We start from the raw sequence: 17660 nt of genomic DNA on the forward strand, positions 1-17660 counted from the left end.
TCTCATTTGTCAGTAAAGATTAGCTCCTTTGCTCTAACCAGTTTCTTGCATTGACAAAAGCCTGCAGCCATGGTGATACCTCATCTTCTCTATTACCTGGGTAATATGCCCAATTCCAGGGAAATATAGACCTTTCAATGTGGGGCATGGTAACCAAATGCCGGCCCGTTTTATCGGCCATCATCGCGGTATTGAAATCACTGCCATTTGGATTTGCCGGGTAGCCCTCGTAACCGTATTTTGCAACAATCTGGTACTTGTCTTCCGAATAGGGGAGGCTGAATTTTCCTTCTCCGTGCGAGATCCAAACGCCCAAAGTTGCCCCGGCCAAATTAGACAGCATTACAGAATTGTTCTCGGCAATCTTAACTGAAGTGAAATTACTTTCATGTTTTCCAGAATCATTGTAAGTCATTCTACCGTGCTCCCCATGATCAGGATTAATTAAATCAAGTTCCATAAATAACTGACAACCATTGCAAATTCCAATCGATAAGGTATCTGGTCTGGCAAAGAAATTAAGCAATGCTTTTCTGGCTCTTTCATTGTATTTAAATGCCCCTGCCCAGCCTTTGGCACTGCCCAACACATCCGAGTTAGAAAAACCACCAACTGCACCTATAAACTGAACATCTTCAAGAGTTTCCCGCCCTGAAATCAGATCTGTCATATGTACATCTCTTACCTCAAAACCAGCAAGGAACATAGCATTAGCCATTTCACGTTCCGAATTGCTCCCTTTTTCACGTAAAATTGCAGCAATGGGCCTTTTTGCTTTATCTGAAACTAACTTGCCATTAAAGTCATCTGGGAATACGTACTTAAGCGGCTGTTTCTTGTAATTGTCGAACCGGACTTTTGCCAGGCCTTTAGCTGTCTGTTTATCATCTAACAAATAGGACGTATTAAACCAGGTATCTCGTAAGGAGTGTATATTGAGTCCAATTTGTACGCCTCCATTATTAATTCTTAATATCGGTTCGTTGACAGTTACACCTATTTTCTTTACGTCGATTCCGGCACTCAATAGTTTATTTTCCACGTTGTCATCCGCAGCCTGGAATACCAATCCCGCATTTTCCGAGAATAATACTTTAAGAGTATCTTCCTCGTTTAAGGGAGTTAGATCAATTTCCGCCCCCAAATTATTATCTGCGAAACACATTTCTAATATAGTGGTTACCAATCCTCCTGAAGCCACATCGTGCCCGGCCGTAATTTTATTTTCAGTTATGAGTTCCTGAATGACGTTAAATACGTCTTTGACATATTCAGCGTTTGTGACATTTGGCGTCTCAACACCAATTTTATTTACTATTTGGGCAAAGGAAGATCCACCCAGTTTATAGTTGTCCTTTGATAGATTAATGTAATATATGGCACCGCCGTCTTGTCTAAGAACAGGTTCAACTACCCTGGTAATATCATTGCAATGGGCTGCTGCGGAAATGATCACCGTGCCAGGGGCGATAACCTCGGCATCCTTATACTTTTGCTTCATGGAGAGTGAATCTTTTCCCGTAGGGACATTGATTCCCAATGCTATAGCATATTCGGAGACTGCTTCTACCGCTGCATATAAACGCGCATCTTCTCCCGGGTTTTTACAGGGCCACATCCAATTGGCCGATAAGGAGACAGATTTTAGTCCGTCTTGTAAAGGGGCCCAGATAATATTGGTCAACGCTTCTGTAATACTATTTCTACTGCCTGCAACCGGATCTATAAGTCCGGATATGGGCGAATGCCCGATAGAGGTGGCTATTCCCTCTTTCCCTTTGTAGTCTAACGCCATTACCCCACAATTGTTTAATGGTAATTGCAGCGCACCAGCACATTGTTGTTTGGCCACTCTGCCGCCAACGCAGCGATCAACTTTATTGGTCAGCCAATCTTTACAACCAACTGCTTCGAGCTGCAGCAGCTGCTCCAAATAGTCGTGAAAATGCTCCAGGGAGTATGTAATAGAATTATAGTCTCTTGTGATAGTACTGTCTTTCATAACAGTTTTCGGGGAACTTCCGAACATATCTTCAAGGGCCAGATCCATTGGTTTTTGGCCATTGGCTGCTTCAAAAGTAAAATTATGATCTCCGGTAACGTCGCCAACCTGATACATTGGTGAACGCTCTCTTTCAGCAATTCTTTGTAGCAGGTCAATGTTTTCCTTACCTATTACCAATCCCATTCTTTCCTGAGACTCATTCCCGATAATTTCTTTGGCAGATAAGGTAGGATCCCCAACTGGCAAATGGTCTAATGATATCTTTCCACCGGTGTCCTCTACCAGTTCCGAGAGGCAATTAAGATGACCTCCTGCGCCGTGATCGTGAATAGAAACAATAAGATTTTCTTTGCTTTCTACCATGCCTCTGATGGCATTGGCTGCCCTTTTCTGCATTTCGGGATTAGATCGCTGTACGGCATTTAGTTCTATGGCCGCACTAAACTCACCGGTATCAGCGCTGGACACTGCAGCGCCTCCCATTCCAATTCGATAATTATCTCCACCGAGAATAACAATTTTGTCGCCAGTTTTTGGGCTGTCCTTCAAGGCTTGATCGGCTTTGGCATAACCAATACCACCTGCTTGCATTATTACCTTATCATAGCCCAAGGTCCTGGCATCTTCCTTATGTTCAAAAGTGAGAACAGAACCGGCAATTAGCGGTTGTCCAAATTTATTGCCAAAATCTGAAGCTCCGTTGGAGGCTTTTATAAGGATGTCCATCGGAGTTTGATACAACCAGTTGCGTTCACGGACGCCCTTTTCCCAAGCACGATTTTCTGCTAACCTGGAGTAGGCGGTCATATACACCGCTGTTCCTGCCAGGGGTAAAGATCCCTTACCGCCGGCTAGCCTGTCGCGTATTTCACCACCCGAACCAGTTGCAGCACCGTTAAATGGTTCAACCGTTGTTGGAAAGTTGTGAGTTTCTGCCTTTAATGAAAGAACCGACTCAAATTCCTCTTCCTTGTAATAATCTGGCTTGTCAGCAGATTCCGGGGCAAACTGTGTAACTACCGGTCCTTTAACAAAAGCAACATTATCTTTATAGGCAGAAACGATATTATTTGGATGTTCCTGCGAGGTTTTTTTGATTAGTTTAAAAAGCGATGAGGGCTTTTCTTCGCCGTCTATGACAAAAGTTCCATTAAATATCTTATGACGGCAATGTTCAGAATTTACCTGGCTGAAACCGAATACCTCGGAATCTGTTAATTTGCGACCCAGTTTATTGGCCAGTTCCACTAAATAGTCTACCTCGTCATCACTTAGTGCAAGCCCTTCCTGTTTATTATAAGCAGCAATATCACTTACTTCCAAAATAGGTTCCGGCACTATATCTATTGCGAAGAGTTCCTGACTCAGATGGGCATATTTCTCTGATAACATGGGATCATAATCCTTATAATCTTTTGCTACAGCAAAATATTGTTCAATTCTAATGATTCCTGTTATACCCATATTCTGGGTAATTTCCGTGGCATTTGTGCTCCAGGGGGTTATCATGGCAGCTCTGGGCCCAACAAAAAAGGCGTCTATAGACGCCGAGTTTATTTTGGGACGGTTGCCAAACAACCATATTAGTTTATCAATATCTTCTTGCGAAAGCTCTGCCGAAGTTTGAACAGCAAAAACTTTATTGGATACATCCCCGAAAAAGTGAATCATTTAATTGCCCGTATTTTGCGATTAAGAAAGCACAAATTTACAGCTTTTTCCAAGAAATATTTGGAGTTCAAACGAACAGTTTTCAAGGGGCATTGTTAATTACTTTCTGACCAGTCGTGCCATGAAAAAGCCGTCAAATCCACTTTTTGAGGCATAAATATTCCGGTCCTTTTCCAACTCAAAGTCCTTACCTTCCTCTGAAGCCAGGAAGATATTTACCTGATCCATATTTTCCTGAGGAAGAATAGAACAGGTAGCATAAACAAGCTTGCCTCCCGGTTTAACCATTTTACTATAAGTTTTCAGAATTTCTTGTTGAGTTTTGGTTACCCTTTGTAAAAATTCTGGGTTTAATTTCCATTTGGCATCCGGGTTTCTTCGTAAAACACCTAAGCCCGTGCAAGGTGCATCTATTAATACCCTGTCGGCACTGCCGTAAAGTTTTTTAATGATTTTGTTAGAAGTTATGACTCTCGTCTCAATATTGTGTGCGCTATTGCGCCTTGCTCTTCGTTTAAGTTCTTTTAATTTGTTAGCATAGATATCAAGTGCAATGAGTTGTCCTTTATTCTCCATTAGTGCGGCAAGGTGCAAGGTTTTTCCACCCGCCCCGGCGCAGGCATCAACTACCCTCTGGCCAGGCATTACCTCTAAAAAAGGAGCTACCAACTGCGAGGAAGCATCCTGAACTTCAAAATGCCCGTTTTTAAATGCATCAGTAATAAAAACATTGGATCTTTCTTTTAACTGCAGCGCATCCGGATATCCTTTGATAGTGGTTGTCGCAATTTGCTCAGTTTCCAAAAATGCTGATAGCTGTTCTTTGGTTGTTTTTAGTCTGTTAGCTCTCAGAATAACCGGGGCCTGCTGATTTAAGGCAGCGATTTCTTTGGTCCATAACTGTTCTCCCAGGGCCTCACTACCCAATTCATCTAGCCAATCGGGAATAGATTCGCGGTATTTCCGGATTTTAGATAGTTCGTCAAATTTTCCCTTGATTCGCCTGCTGGGGGTAGGTTCAATTTGCTTCCAGTCTGGTAAGGCGATTCCTCTTAAGACCGCCCAAACGGCGAATATTCTAAATAGATTAGGTCTGGTCAGTGGTGCTTTAACTTCAGCAATTTCCGAATAAAGCCTTTTCCATCTAACTATATCATAGGTGGTTTCCGCGATAAACCCCCGGTCCCTGGAACCCCATCGCTTATCTCTTTTCAGTAATTTCTCCACCACCTTATCGGCATATTCATTTTCATTGAAAATAAGATGTAATCCGTCTATTACCGCAAACACCAGGTTTCTATGTAATCGCATTGGAAAATTTTAGGAGGCAAAGGTATGTTATTCATGAGTAATCCCTTTATTTTTGAAAAAAAATCAATATGCGTATCCTTTGTTTATTGCTTGTCGTTTTTACTTTCTCTTGTCGTGATATAGAGGTACACCAACCATTTACCAGTGTTGAGATAACTGCGGTATTGGAAGACTCTTTGAGCATAAGGGCTATTGAGATAATGGATGGCAGTCTGGCTTTTGCAGCGAATAAGGGGGTTTTTGGTTCGATAGACATGAAAACCCATACCATTAGGAAAGGGGTTCAGGCCTATGATTCGATTCTTCCGGAATTTAGGGCAGTGGGGCATACCTCAACCGACTTTTTTATGCTTTCGGTTGCAAACCCCGCCTTATTGTATAAGACCGGTGAAGAAGGGCGAATGGAACTGGTTTATACTGAAAGCGATTCACTGGTTTTCTATGATGCGATGAAGTTTTGGAATGATCAGGAAGGGCTGGCTGTTGGAGACAGCATGAAGGGTTGCATGTCTGTTATTATCACCAGAGACGGTGGCAATTCCTGGTCCAAATTAGATTGCCAAAGTTTTCCCGAAAGCGAAGATGGGGAAGGGGCATTTGCAGCAAGTAATACAAACATTGCTATCGTTGGAGAACACTGTTGGGTGGCAAGTACTGCAAGCAGGGTGTATTATTCTCCGGATAAAGGAAGAAGTTGGGAGGTTTACCAAACACCTATTGTGAAGGAAGCACCCACCCAGGGCATATATTCCATAGATTTTTATGATGAAAATATTGGGATTGCTATTGGCGGGGATTATACTTCTCCTGATAATAATCTTTCCAATAAAGCAATAACTTCAGATGGTGGTCATAGTTGGCAATTGGTTGCAGACGGGCAGGATCCGGAGTATAAAAGTTGTGTGCAATTTGTTCCGGGAACCGGGGGTCAGGGGATAGTGGCTATTGGTTTTACAGGAATTTCCTATTCGGCCGACGGTGGTAACAATTGGACAGCTCTTTCCGAGGAATCATTTTATACCCTCAGGTTTTTAAACGATTCTATCGCATATGCCGCGGGTAGAAATCGTATTTCCAGACTGTCCTTTAAATAAGAAGGAGGAGCTTAAAGCTCCTCCCTTGCTAACATAACGATTATCTTATCGACAATCTACCCAAACCAACCTAAAAACTATCTGTACGATCTTAAAGTTTTTTAATAAGGTTACTAATAGGACACCAGGAAATTAAAAAGGTTTAACTCAATGAGTGTTTTTTGTCTTTGCGGGTATAAAAAAAGGGAGTAAATATTACTCCCCTTATTCTAAATATTAATTTTTGAAATTAACGACCCCCGGCCTTTTTTCTTTGTTGTATTTGACGGAGTAATCTCTTTTTAAAATCTTCTTCCGCTTTTATTAACTGAAATGTCTTCTTTGGTGAGATTACTTCACTCATTCTTTCGATAAAAGCAATATGTAATTCTTGCTTTTTCTTTTCAATCGCAATCATTTGGTTCAGCAAAGAAGCGGCTTCTGCTTCTGAGAGCGATTCAAAATCCATTAATTTGGCCCTGATCTCTACCCGTTCCCGGCGTTTCATTTTTTCAATATTTTCTTCATGATCATTGTAGATGGGCCAGAATACTTGCGCTTCCTTACTCGATAAATCTAAACGCTCGGTAATAAATGCCACTTTGAGCGTCTTTATTTTTTCCCTTCCTGGTCGCTGACCATAGGTTGTAATGCATGTTAACATCAGTAACACCATTACCCCAATTTTGCTAAAATTATTCATCTAATTCTAAATTTAATTCGTCAAAATCATCAACATTCTCATCCAAATAATCTATGATGCTTTCTTCAATTAGTTCATGTTCTAAAATATTGTCAATGGCTATATCATCAAGGGCCACCACCTCTGCAATTTCATAAGAACTAAGGCCAAGGTCTGTATTATCCAGATAATTTTCTATATCCGAATTTGCCAAACTATCAAAGGTCAACTCCTTGTCTCCGAATTGCTGAATCCCCAATACCAGAATAAATAAAGCGGCAATTGCAGCAGCGGCCAGGTAATACTTTCTATGAGGATACAGCTTTACTACCTTGGTTGACGTAGTCTGTTGCAGCTTGTCGGTTATTTGTTCATTTAAGGAATCAAAATACCCTTCAGGCACTTTTAACCCAGCATTTTCAGGAAGTGTACTTTCATCCTCCTTCAGACGCTCTGAAAGCCTGTCATTGAACCCTTCAAAGTAATTTTCAGGGGTCTTAAAACCACTATTTTTATGTTCTTCATTCATGTGTCTTAATTAAGACTAATAAAACCAAAAATGGTTTAAAATACTTTTGTTAAAGAGCTGTTATCCATCATTTTCTTATCATTTACTCAGTTCTAGGCTTAAATTTATTGCTCTTCTTTTAAAAAATGTTCAATTTTTTTTACTGCCAGGTGATAAGATGCTTTTAATCCACCTACCGAAGTTTCCAGTATTTCAGAAATTTCTTCATATTTCAATTCATCAAAATACTTCATATTGAAAACCAATTTTTGTTTTTCCGGCAAGATAGCGATCGCTTTTTGTAATTTTAATTGAATTTCATCTCCTTCAAAATATACATCAGCCTCCAAATTGTTTACCATTCTCTCTTGCATTTCTTCATTACTAACCCCCAGTTTTCTTGTTTTTGCCTTTAAAAAGCTAAGGGCTTCATTGGTTCCTATACGGTACATCCAGGAATAGAGTTTGCTATCGCCCTTAAAGCCTTCAATATTTCTAAAAACCTTGATAAAGGTATTCTGCAGCACATCATCAGCATCATCATGGTTCAGGACGATCCGCCTTATATGCCAATACAGGCGTTCTTTGTAGGTATTAATAAGTACCTCAAAGGCCTGAGACTGGCTATCTTTTTCCTTTAATTGTTGAACTAAGGTTTCTTCCGCAATCAATGTCAGCTTGTTAGATGATACTTAGACAACGGTTTTGGACAAAGGTTTAGTCTTGCAAGAATAATTTAATTGGTGTTTTAAGTAGCAAGAGATTGCATATTCACCAATTTCTTATAGGTTCCGTCTTTCATTAAAAGTTCTTCATGAGATCCCTGTTCAACAATTTCCCCCTGTTTTAAGACTACAATGGTATTTGCCTTTTGTATGGTTGAAAGGCGGTGTGCAATAACAATAGAGGTGCGATTGAGCATCATTTTCTCCAGGGCATCCTGTACAAGTTGTTCGCTCTCCGTGTCTAATGCCGAGGTAGCTTCGTCCAGTATCATGATCGGCGGATTTTTAAGCACTGCTCTTGCAATAGAAAGGCGTTGTTTCTGTCCACCACTCAATTTATTCCCGCTATCACCAATGTTAGTATCATACCCATTGGGTAGTTCCATTATAAAATCGTGGGCATTCGCAATTTTTGCTGCGGCTATAATTTCATCATCTGTAGCACTTTCTTTTCCTAAACTGATATTGTTTTTTACCGATTCGTTAAACAAAATAGAGTCTTGTGTAACCAGGCCCATGAGGTTCCTAAGTGATTTTTTACTGATATCTTTAATATCGATGCCATCAATATTGATTTTACCTTTATCCACATCATAAAACCTGGTAACCAGATTGGCAATAGTACTTTTACCACTACCGGATTGGCCTACTAAAGCAACGGTATGTCCTTTAGGAACATGCAGATTGAATTTTTTTAAGACATATTCGTCTTCGTATTTGAAGGAAATATTCTCAAGGCTTACCCCCTTGTCAAAAGACAACTTCTCAATAGCATCTGGTTTATCTTTGATAGGATTTTCTGTTTCAAGTATTTCCAGTACCCGTTCAGCAGCTGCATTACCTTTTTTTAAGCCATATGAAGCCTTACTAATTGCTTTGGCCGGCGTTAAAATATTATATGCAAGGCCCATGTATGCAATAAAAGAGGGGGCATCCAGGGTGCCATCAACCAATACCATTTTACCACCAAACCAGAGTAGTACCCCTATTACCAGGATTCCCAGAAATTCACCAGTAGGTGAAGCAAGGTTTTGTCTGTTTAGAAGTTTATTGGAAAATCTGAAAAATCGGGTGGTAGAATGTTTAAAGGTCCTGAAAAACCTGCCTTCCGAATTGAAAGCCTTAATAACTCGAAGACCGCCCAGTGTTTCTTCTACAATGGAGAGCAATTCTCCCTGTTCTTTTTGTACGCGATCCGATTTCTTTTTTAAGGATTTTCCAATACGCGAAATGATCATCCCGGCCAGGGGAATAAACAGGAAGACAAATATCGTGAGTTTCACGCTTATTAAAAACATGATGATAATAGTGAATAGGATCGTCAGTGGTTCTCTAACAACAAGTTCGAGCACGGAAAGGAAAGAATGTTGAATTTCCAATACGTCTGAAGTGATCCTGGCAATTACATCCCCTTTTCTTTTTTCTGAATAATAGGAAACGGGCAGAGCTGTTATTTTTTGATACATTTTGTTTCTAATGTCCTTTAGTACTCCATTCCTAAGGAAGGTTATAAAGTACATGGCGAGGTAATTAAAAATGTTCTTTAACAAAAAGAGTATCAATACCAGTCCAATAACCAGTACTAGTCCGTTCATAGGGTCGTCCCCGGAATATTGGGTAACCTTGTAATTCATATAATCCAGATAATAGTCTTTTAGCTTTCCAAGACCCTGGTAGCTTGGGAGGGCCGTTACTTGTTTGTTCTTATCAAAGAGCACCTCCAGCATCGGAATTAAAGCTGCAAATGAGAGGGCGCTAAACAGCGCATAGAGAATGTTGAATAGTATATTGAGAAAACCAAATTTCTTATAAGGCTTCGCAAAGCGAAGTATTTTTCTGAAATATTCCATTAATCCAAATTGAGTTCAACGAGGATTCTTTCTATCTTTTTTTCCAACTCCTGACCTACCTTTTGGAAATCTTCGGGTTTTTCAAGGGCGGCATTGATACTGAAATAAAATTTAATTTTTGGTTCGGTTCCACTGGGTCTGGCGGCCATTCTGGTTCCGTCTTCGGTGGTATAAATCAGTACGTTAGATGTCGGGATAGCTATTGGGGTAACTGCCCCTGTGATCATATTTTTAGAAGTTGCAGTGTTGTAGTCATCTACAATGATCACCTTAGACCCGTCTAATGATGCTATGGGATTTTCCTTGTAATTGATCATCATTTGCTTAATTTCTTCTGCCCCGCTCATCCCTTTTTTGGTAAGAGAAATAAGCTTTTCCTTATAAAAGCCATAATCTACATAACACTGGATAAGGTCTTTGTAGAACGAACTGCCCCTGGCCTTGGCACTGGCAGCAATTTCGCAGGCAAGTAAAGTAGCGGTAACAGCATCTTTGTCTCTGACAAAATCACCTACCATAAATCCAAAACTCTCTTCGCCGCCTCCAACAAAATGTTGATCGGGATAATCCTTGATCATTTTTGCAATCCATTTAAAGCCGGTAAGAGACGTTTTGCATTCCACCCCATAGGCTTCGGCAAGTTGGTTCATCATTGGGGTAGATACGATGGTTGAGGCTATAAATTCGTTCCCTGTGAATCCTTTTTTCTTGCGCTGCTCCAGAAGAAATTTGGTCATTAATAGCATGGTCTGGTTCCCATTTAATAATTCCAAATCTCCGTTGAGGTTTTTTACTGCAATCCCAAGCCGGTCGCTGTCAGGGTCTGTACCAACTACCATATCGGCATTTATTTCTTTTGCTTTTTCCATGGCCATGGCCAATGCCTCCGGCTCTTCCGGGTTTGGAGATTTTACTGTGGGGAAATTGCCATCGGGTTTGGCTTGCTCCTCTATAATGGTTACGTTATTATAACCTGCCCGTTTAAGGACTTCAGGGATGGCTGTAATAGAAGTACCGTGCAGGGAGGTAAAAACAATCTTAAAATCGTCTTTGCCATCAGCGTTAAAATTGCCATTTTCAACAGATGCAGATATAAAAGCTTCGTCTACTGCTTCATCAATAAGTGCTATAAGATCCTCCTTGGCTTTGAAGTTAATCTCATCAAATCCTATACTGTTTATTTCCGCAATAATTTCCGCATCCTGGGGGGGCACTATCTGCCCGCCATCTGTCCAATACACTTTATAGCCATTATATTCCGGGGGATTGTGAGAAGCGGTTAAGACAATTCCTGCATGACAATTCAGATGCCTTACTGCAAATGATAATTCAGGAGTTGTTCTCAATTCTGAAAACAAAAATACCTTAATATTGTTCGCTGATAGCACTTCCGCCACGGTTCTGGCCAGCGTATCGCTATTATGTCTGCAATCGTAGGCAATGACTACTTTCAGTGCATCATCCGGGTATGTTTTTATCAGGTAATTACTTAATCCCTGTGTACTTTTGCCAAGGGTGTATTTATTAATCCTATTGGTGCCCACCCCCATGATACCGCGCATACCTCCGGTGCCAAACTCCATATCCTTGTAAAAGCGATCCTGAAGTTCTTCAGTATCATTTTCGATAAGAAATTCAATTTCCTTTCTTACCTCATCATCAAAATTATCTGAAAGCCAGGATTTGGCAGTGGTTAAAATATCATTCATAAGTTAACTTAAAATTATACCCCAAAATTACGAAGAATATTGGTCGCTGTGACTTTTGGATAAGGTCCTGGAAAGATTTAGTTCCTCCGACACTTTATACCGCTTTTCTTTTTTTCTGGAACGCACCATGATCTCTCCCAGGAACCCTGCCAGGAACAATTGTGTTCCTATAACCATGGCAATAAGTGAGACAAAGAATTGTGGACGGTCTGTTAGAAGTCTCCCGGCCGGGTTTATGAATAGTTTGTCTATTCCAAGGTAAAGTGCAAAACCAAAGCCAATAAGAAACATTACTACCCCAAGGGCCCCAAACAGGTGCATGGGCCTTTTCCCAAATTTTGAAACGAACCAAATAGTGATTAGGTCTAAAAAGCCGTTTATAAATCGTTCCATTCCAAATTTCGTCTTCCCGTATTTTCTGGCCTGATGTTTTACAACTTTTTCACCTATCCTGGAAAATCCGGCACTTTTAGCGAGTACGGGAATATATCGGTGCATTTCTCCGTGCACTTCAATAGATTTAACTACTTCCTTGCGAAAGGCTTTCAGGCCGCAATTAAAATCGTGTAACTTAACCCCAGAAGTTTTGCGGGCCGCCCAGTTAAAGAGTTTGGAGGGAATGTTTTTTGTAATTAAGGAATCGTAGCGTTTCTTTTTCCAACCGGAAATCAGGTCGTACTTTTCCTCGGTAATCAGCTGATACAATTCTGGAATTTCTTCAGGATTGTCCTGAAGGTCGGCATCCATTGTTATGATCACATCACCTTTAGCTGCTTTAAAACCAGCATGCAGCGCCTGGGATTTCCCAAAATTCTTTTGGAAACGTATTCCCCCTACATTATTATTTTCTTCTGCAAGTTGGGAGATAACGCTCCAGGATCTGTCATTACTGCCATCGTCAATAAAGAGGATTTCATACAAAAAATGATTGGATTGCATAACATTTACAATCCAATCATGGAGTTCTCTTAAAGATTCTTCTTCGTTGAGTAAAGGAATTATGATAGAGATATTCATATAGCGCTATGGACAATTCCTTTCAAAAGTACAAATAATACTATTCGGGCTGAGATTTTTTAAGAACCAATGCCGGAATTAAAGTGAGTACGAAGCCAAAAAACAAACTAAACAACAGTCCAAAAGCTATTTGCATTACCGGTGTTGAGAATTTTTGCTGCATTTCTAACTGTGCATCAATCTGATCAGAACTCAGATTCGTAGTCTCCTGCATAGTGGCCCTGGCATAATCCATTGCCTTGGTCATAGTGTCCGGATCTATTACATTTACCAGTATTTGATTAAACAGGATACTTACTATACCTCCAATAAGACATATCCCAACCCCAATTTTCAGGGCTTGTCCAAAAGTCATAAACCCATTATTGGCCTTTTTAAATTGGGTTAATCCTAGGATAATTGCAGCAAGGCTTAATATTAAACTTACTACCAGCACAGGTATTCCGCCCTGATAATGCATATCCATAGTATAAAGAATAAAGGTAAAGATGACGCTAATACCCCCAAGTAATAGACCAAAGTTTAAAGCGAACTTTCCTGTTTTCGGTTGATTTTCTTCCATTTTATTTAAATTTTTAGTTGAATAATTGATTAGTTAGTGGAAATTAAGTTTTGTTACATTTACAAGGTACAATTTTTACAATCTTTTTTGGAGATTAAAATTGTTGTTTCTTGAAAAAAAACCTAAATTTGCAGCCTGAAAAAATCAGAAGGTATCTAAGCATTAAACGATGAGAAAAGACATACACCCGGAAAATTATAGACTTGTAGCCTTTAAGGACATGTCTAATGACGAAGTGTTCATTACAAAGTCAACAGCAGAAACTAAGGAGACTTTAGAAGTAGAGGGCGTGGAGTATCCCTTAATAAAATTGGAGATTTCAAGGACTTCTCATCCTTTCTACACAGGAAAAGCTAAATTGGTAGATACGGCAGGACGTATTGATAAGTTCAAGAGCAAGTACGATAAATTTAAGAAACCTGCGGCAGCTAAATCGGCTCCTGAAGCTGAAGCTCCGGTTAAGGAAGCTCCAAAAGCTAAAGTTGAAGAAACTAAGGCGAGCGCTGAAGAAGAATAGGCACTTTCCTAGATATAATAGAATTAAAAGTCACGCCAATGCGTGACTTTTTTTATTTTTACTCAAAATTCCATTCATGAATTATATTCTTTTTGACGGGGAGGTAAGAAACTCATTATTACCATTTACATTCACAAGGCCGGTAGCTGATATTCGAATCGGAATTTTAACGATAAGGGAAAAATGGGAAAAATTTCTGGCTACATCTACTTCGACCAAAACGGAAGAATATTTGTCTGAAAAATACCCCCTTGTAAAAAGTGCTGAAAATATTATGATTAATGGGGCTGTAGTACCCAACAAGGCGCTTGTTGAAATCATCGGGTCATTAAAAGAAAATGAGGTAGTTTATTATGAAGATGAAGTTGTGGCTTATTATACAACCGATCCGTTTGAGGCTGAAAACCTTGACGGCTTCAGGAAGATCCAATTTAATGAAGCCCTTCTGATAGTAAAAAATACCTGGGATATTTTTTCAAAGAACGGCGAGGCACTTCAGGCAGATTTTGATTTAATCACGGAAGGGAGAGAAAGCGCCCCTTTGTCTAACACAAATAGCCTTATTAACCCTGGGAATATATTTGCAGAGCAAGGCGCTAAGGTAGAGTATAGCATACTGAATGCCACCGAGGGGCCTATTTATCTCGGGAAAGATTCAGAAATATTAGAAGGGAATCTTATTCGGGGTGGTTTTGCACTCTGTGAAAAAGCAGTGGTTAAGATGGGGGCTAAAATCTATGGCCCAACCACCGTTGGCCCATGGGCAAAAGTGTGTGGAGAGATCAATAATTCTGTTATTTTCGGATATTCCAGTAAGGGACATGATGGTTATCTCGGGAATTCGGTCTTAGGGGAATGGTGTAATATTGGTGCGGATTCTAACAACTCTAATCTAAAGAACAACTATGCCCAGGTACGTCTTTGGAACTATGCCACCGAAAAATTTGAACATACAGGATTACAGTTTTGTGGACTGATGATGGGTGATCATAGTAAAACAGCTATTAATACCATGTTCAATACCGGGACGATTATTGGGGTAAATTGTAATATTTATGTCCCTGGTTTTCCAAGAAATTTTGTTCCTAGTTTCAGCTGGGGAGGGGCCTCAGGTTTCAGTACATACTTGCCCAGAAAGGCTTTTGAAGCTGCTAAGGTTATGATGGCCCGAAGGCATGTTGACTTTGACCAGAAGGAAGCCGATATTCTTAACCATGTATTTGAACTTACCAAGAAGTGGAGGAACTATTAGTTCACTGTGCAGTTAACTGTAAACAATTAGCAATAAACAATTAGCAATAAACAATTAGCAATAAACAATTAGCAATAAGAATTGAGCTGTGGCCGGGAGGTTCTTATCTGTAATATGTTCTTCTTACTTCCTCCTTCGTATTTCATACCCCGTATTTCGTACCTCGTAATTCCTCCCTATCTTTGCCGTCCGTTTATTAATATTGGGATGAAGAAAAAAGTTGCGTTTTATACACTTGGCTGCAAGCTTAACTTTTCTGAGACCTCTACTATTGCCAGAGGTTTTGTAGATGAAGGTTTTGAGCGGGTAGATTTTTCTCAGCAGGCAGATATGTACGTAATTAATACTTGTTCTGTAACAGAAAATGCAGACAAGCGCTTTAAAACTGTGGTCAGACAAGCACATAAGGCGAATCCGGATGCTTTTGTTGCTGCAATTGGTTGTTATGCCCAATTAAAACCTGAAGAATTAGCTGCTGTTGACGGTGTAGACCTGGTATTGGGGGCGACAGAAAAATTCAAGATCACCGATTATGTCAATGATTTATTTGGCCGTCCTAAAACTGCACTCAGGATGACCGAGATTCATTCATGTGAAATTAAGGAGGCCGATTTCTATGTCGGTTCCTATGCAATCGGGGATAGGACCAGGGCATTTTTGAAAGTACAGGATGGTTGTGATTACAAATGCACTTATTGTACTATTCCACTGGCCAGAGGAATATCGCGCAGTGATACTCTGGAGAACGTGCTGAACAATGCCAAAGAAATTTCGGCTAAAGGCATTAAGGAGATTGTCTTGACTGGAGTTAATATTGGTGACTATGGAAAGGGAGAGTTTGGGAATAAAAAGCACGAGCATACCTTTTTAGATCTGGTAGAAGCACTGGATAGGGTAGAAGGGATCAGCAGGTTGAGAATTTCATCAATAGAACCCAACCTCCTAAAAAATGAAACTATAGATTTTGTAGCTCATAGTAAACGTTTTGTGCCACATTTCCATATTCCCCTGCAAAGTGGTTCGGATGAATTATTAAAGTTGATGCGGCGCAGATATATGAGTAATTTGTATACGGACCGCGTTAAGAAAATTAAAGAGGTAATGCCTAATGCCTGTATTGGAGTAGACGTAATTGTTGGCTTTCCTGGTGAGACAGAGGAACATTTCTTAACCACCTACAACTTTCTGAGCCAGTTAGATATATCCTATCTGCATGTATTTACCTATTCTGAACGAGACAATACCCCTGCGGCCACTATGGAAGGGGTAGTTCCTAAAGCGGTTAGAAATAAGCGCAGTAAAATGCTTCGAGGTTTATCTGTGAAGAAACGAAGGGCCTTCTACGAAAGTCAGCTTGGTTCTGAAAGGACCGTCTTATTTGAAGGGGAAAATAAAGAGGGCTACATTCATGGATTTACAGAAAACTATATAAAGGTTAAGGCGCCATGGGATCCTGCCCTGGTCAACACAGTTCATGAAATACAACTAAGAGAGATTGATGCAGATGGTCTTGTACGCTTTGATTTTAGTTCAAAAGATGTATTTGTACAGTAAATAATTTCGCGTATATCCATAAAAAAACCCGCTTCAACGAGCGGGTATATTTTTAGTATTAAGCGAAAATCATATTCTTATCCCAACGGGAAGCATTTCCTTATACTGTCTGTTCTTTCTAAGAAAACCTGCTATTTGAGGGCTTGTAGGAACAACTCTGAGATTTTGTTCCTGTATATGATGCAAAACAGACTTTATAAAATCCTCTTTGAAACCGCCGTTCGATATTTCTTCTGGAATTACCAGTTTTGTTAAAAAAACTTTCCTTTCCTGGGAGGAGTACTCAATTTTGGCTAAATGTCCGTCAACTCTTGTTTCAAATTGACGTAGAAAACTATTGTCCTTAATTGCTACTTCATTCATATAGTTTGATTTAATTTTGGTTTCAGATAAAAAAATTACGATGTTCTCGAGATCGTAATTTACTGGATTCAAATCGCCTAATTTTTGTAATCTAAAGTTGGGGCAAAATTATAGCGCGATGACAAAAGTAACTAAAATAATGCTAATTTCCTAGTTAAATTAAGAGTTAAGGACCTATGACTGTATCAAAAATACATGTTTACCTGATGCCGGGAATGGCTGCAAATTCTAGTATATTTAAAAACATAATTCTCCCCGAAGACCGGTTTGAACAACATTTATTAGATTGGTTTGTTCCGGAGACCGGAATGACACTTTCGGAATATGCACAGCAGATGTGTAAAAAGGTGCTTCATAAGAATGCAGTGATCATCGGAGTGTCTTTTGGTGGCATGTTGGCCCAGGAGATGGCAAAGTGGATGTTATTTAGACGGGTCATCATTATTTCCAGTGTTAAAACAAAAGAGGAATTACCCAGGAGATTAATTTTTGCCAGATATACCAAAATTCACAAACTCTTACCTACCGGGATGGTAAACAATATAGAATTAGTTTCTAAATATGCTTTTGGTGAAATTGTAACCAAAAGGTTGGCGCTGTATGAACAATACCTATCTATTCGAGATAAGTATTACCTGGATTGGTCCATAGATCAGATTGTCAACTGGTCTCAATCTGCCTATCATCCTGATATTGTGCATATTCACGGTGAAAAAGACGCTGTATTTCCCATTCAGAACATAAAAAATTGTATTACTGTGGAAAATGGCACTCACACTATGATCATTCATAGATATAAATGGTTTAATGAACGATTGCCTACAATTATTTTGGATTAAGGGAGTTCTATTTAATACCTTT

General features: G+C 39.8%; 14 protein-coding genes and 1 pseudogene. 5 read left to right on the forward strand and 10 right to left on the reverse strand.

Annotated elements, in window-relative coordinates; translation table 11 throughout:
• Nucleotides 1-19: 19 nt before the first annotated feature.
• Both purL and J1G40_RS12425 read right to left on the reverse strand, forming a co-directional pair.
• Nucleotides 20-3676 (reverse strand): phosphoribosylformylglycinamidine synthase, encoded by a 3657-nt coding sequence (purL, locus tag J1G40_RS12420; RefSeq protein ID WP_265242965.1) that lies wholly within the window; start codon nt 3674-3676, stop codon nt 20-22.
• Between the two features lie 99 nt (nt 3677-3775).
• Nucleotides 3776-4987, reverse strand: coding sequence for an RsmB/NOP family class I SAM-dependent RNA methyltransferase (locus J1G40_RS12425; protein WP_265242966.1), 1212 nt, complete (start codon nt 4985-4987; stop codon nt 3776-3778).
• A gap of 68 nt (nt 4988-5055) precedes the next feature.
• Between J1G40_RS12425 and J1G40_RS12430 the strand changes: the two genes are divergently transcribed.
• Nucleotides 5056-6081, forward strand: coding sequence for a WD40/YVTN/BNR-like repeat-containing protein (locus J1G40_RS12430; RefSeq protein ID WP_265242967.1), 1026 nt, complete (start codon nt 5056-5058; stop codon nt 6079-6081).
• A gap of 229 nt (nt 6082-6310) precedes the next feature.
• Here J1G40_RS12430 and J1G40_RS12435 read toward each other — a convergent pair whose 3' ends face one another.
• The 7 genes from J1G40_RS12435 to J1G40_RS12465 form a co-directional block, all read right to left on the reverse strand.
• Nucleotides 6311-6763, reverse strand: coding sequence for a hypothetical protein (locus J1G40_RS12435; protein ID WP_265242968.1), 453 nt, complete (start codon nt 6761-6763; stop codon nt 6311-6313).
• Nucleotides 6756-7271 carry a hypothetical protein gene (locus tag J1G40_RS12440; protein WP_265242969.1) on the reverse strand — a complete coding sequence of 172 codons (516 nt, stop codon included), beginning with the start codon at nt 7269-7271 and terminating at the stop codon, nt 6756-6758. Before J1G40_RS12440 ends, J1G40_RS12435 begins: the two co-directional genes overlap by 8 nt.
• Nucleotides 7272-7375: 104 nt before the next feature.
• Complete coding sequence (locus tag J1G40_RS12445; RefSeq protein ID WP_265242970.1) at nt 7376-7921, reverse strand: RNA polymerase sigma factor; 546 nt, start codon at nt 7919-7921, stop codon at nt 7376-7378.
• 77 nt (nt 7922-7998) lie between these two features.
• On the reverse strand, nt 7999-9825 hold the full coding sequence (locus J1G40_RS12450; RefSeq protein ID WP_265242971.1) for an ABC transporter ATP-binding protein: 1827 nt from the start codon (nt 9823-9825) through the stop codon (nt 7999-8001).
• The gene (locus J1G40_RS12455) at nt 9825-11534 is read right to left on the reverse strand and encodes a phospho-sugar mutase (RefSeq protein WP_265242972.1); all 1710 of its coding nucleotides are present in this window, start codon (nt 11532-11534) and stop codon (nt 9825-9827) included. The genes J1G40_RS12450 and J1G40_RS12455 overlap by 1 nt, the downstream gene beginning before the upstream one ends.
• 27 nt (nt 11535-11561) lie before the next feature.
• Nucleotides 11562-12551, reverse strand: coding sequence for a glycosyltransferase family 2 protein (locus J1G40_RS12460; RefSeq protein ID WP_265242973.1), 990 nt, complete (start codon nt 12549-12551; stop codon nt 11562-11564).
• A gap of 40 nt (nt 12552-12591) precedes the next feature.
• Nucleotides 12592-13113 (reverse strand): DUF4199 domain-containing protein, encoded by a 522-nt coding sequence (locus tag J1G40_RS12465; RefSeq protein ID WP_265242974.1) that lies wholly within the window; start codon nt 13111-13113, stop codon nt 12592-12594.
• A gap of 169 nt (nt 13114-13282) precedes the next feature.
• Here J1G40_RS12465 and J1G40_RS12470 point away from each other — a divergent pair.
• The 3 genes and pseudogenes from J1G40_RS12470 to mtaB all read left to right on the forward strand — a co-directional run.
• A pseudogene (locus tag J1G40_RS12470) lies at nt 13283-13531 on the forward strand (type B 50S ribosomal protein L31); the annotation flags it as partial.
• 175 nt (nt 13532-13706) lie between these two features.
• Nucleotides 13707-14882 (forward strand): GlmU family protein, encoded by a 1176-nt coding sequence (locus J1G40_RS12475; RefSeq protein ID WP_265242975.1) that lies wholly within the window; start codon nt 13707-13709, stop codon nt 14880-14882.
• Nucleotides 14883-15089: 207 nt separating this feature from the next.
• Nucleotides 15090-16436, forward strand: coding sequence for a tRNA (N(6)-L-threonylcarbamoyladenosine(37)-C(2))-methylthiotransferase MtaB (gene mtaB, locus J1G40_RS12480; RefSeq protein WP_265242976.1), 1347 nt, complete (start codon nt 15090-15092; stop codon nt 16434-16436).
• A 69-nt stretch (nt 16437-16505) separates the two neighbouring features.
• Here the strand turns inward: mtaB and J1G40_RS12485 are convergent, their stop codons facing one another.
• Nucleotides 16506-16799: a GNAT family N-acetyltransferase gene (locus tag J1G40_RS12485; protein ID WP_265242977.1), complete on the reverse strand. Its 294-nt coding sequence runs from the start codon at nt 16797-16799 to the stop codon at nt 16506-16508.
• A gap of 176 nt (nt 16800-16975) precedes the next feature.
• On the opposite strand from J1G40_RS12485, the gene J1G40_RS12490 reads away from it, so the two are divergent.
• The gene (locus J1G40_RS12490; RefSeq protein ID WP_265242978.1) at nt 16976-17638 is read left to right on the forward strand and encodes an alpha/beta hydrolase; all 663 of its coding nucleotides are present in this window, start codon (nt 16976-16978) and stop codon (nt 17636-17638) included.
• Nucleotides 17639-17660: the final 22 nt, after the last annotated feature.

This window comes from Muriicola sp. Z0-33 (genome assembly GCF_026126425.1).
In the GTDB taxonomy this organism is placed as follows: domain Bacteria; phylum Bacteroidota; class Bacteroidia; order Flavobacteriales; family Flavobacteriaceae; genus JAFMPW01.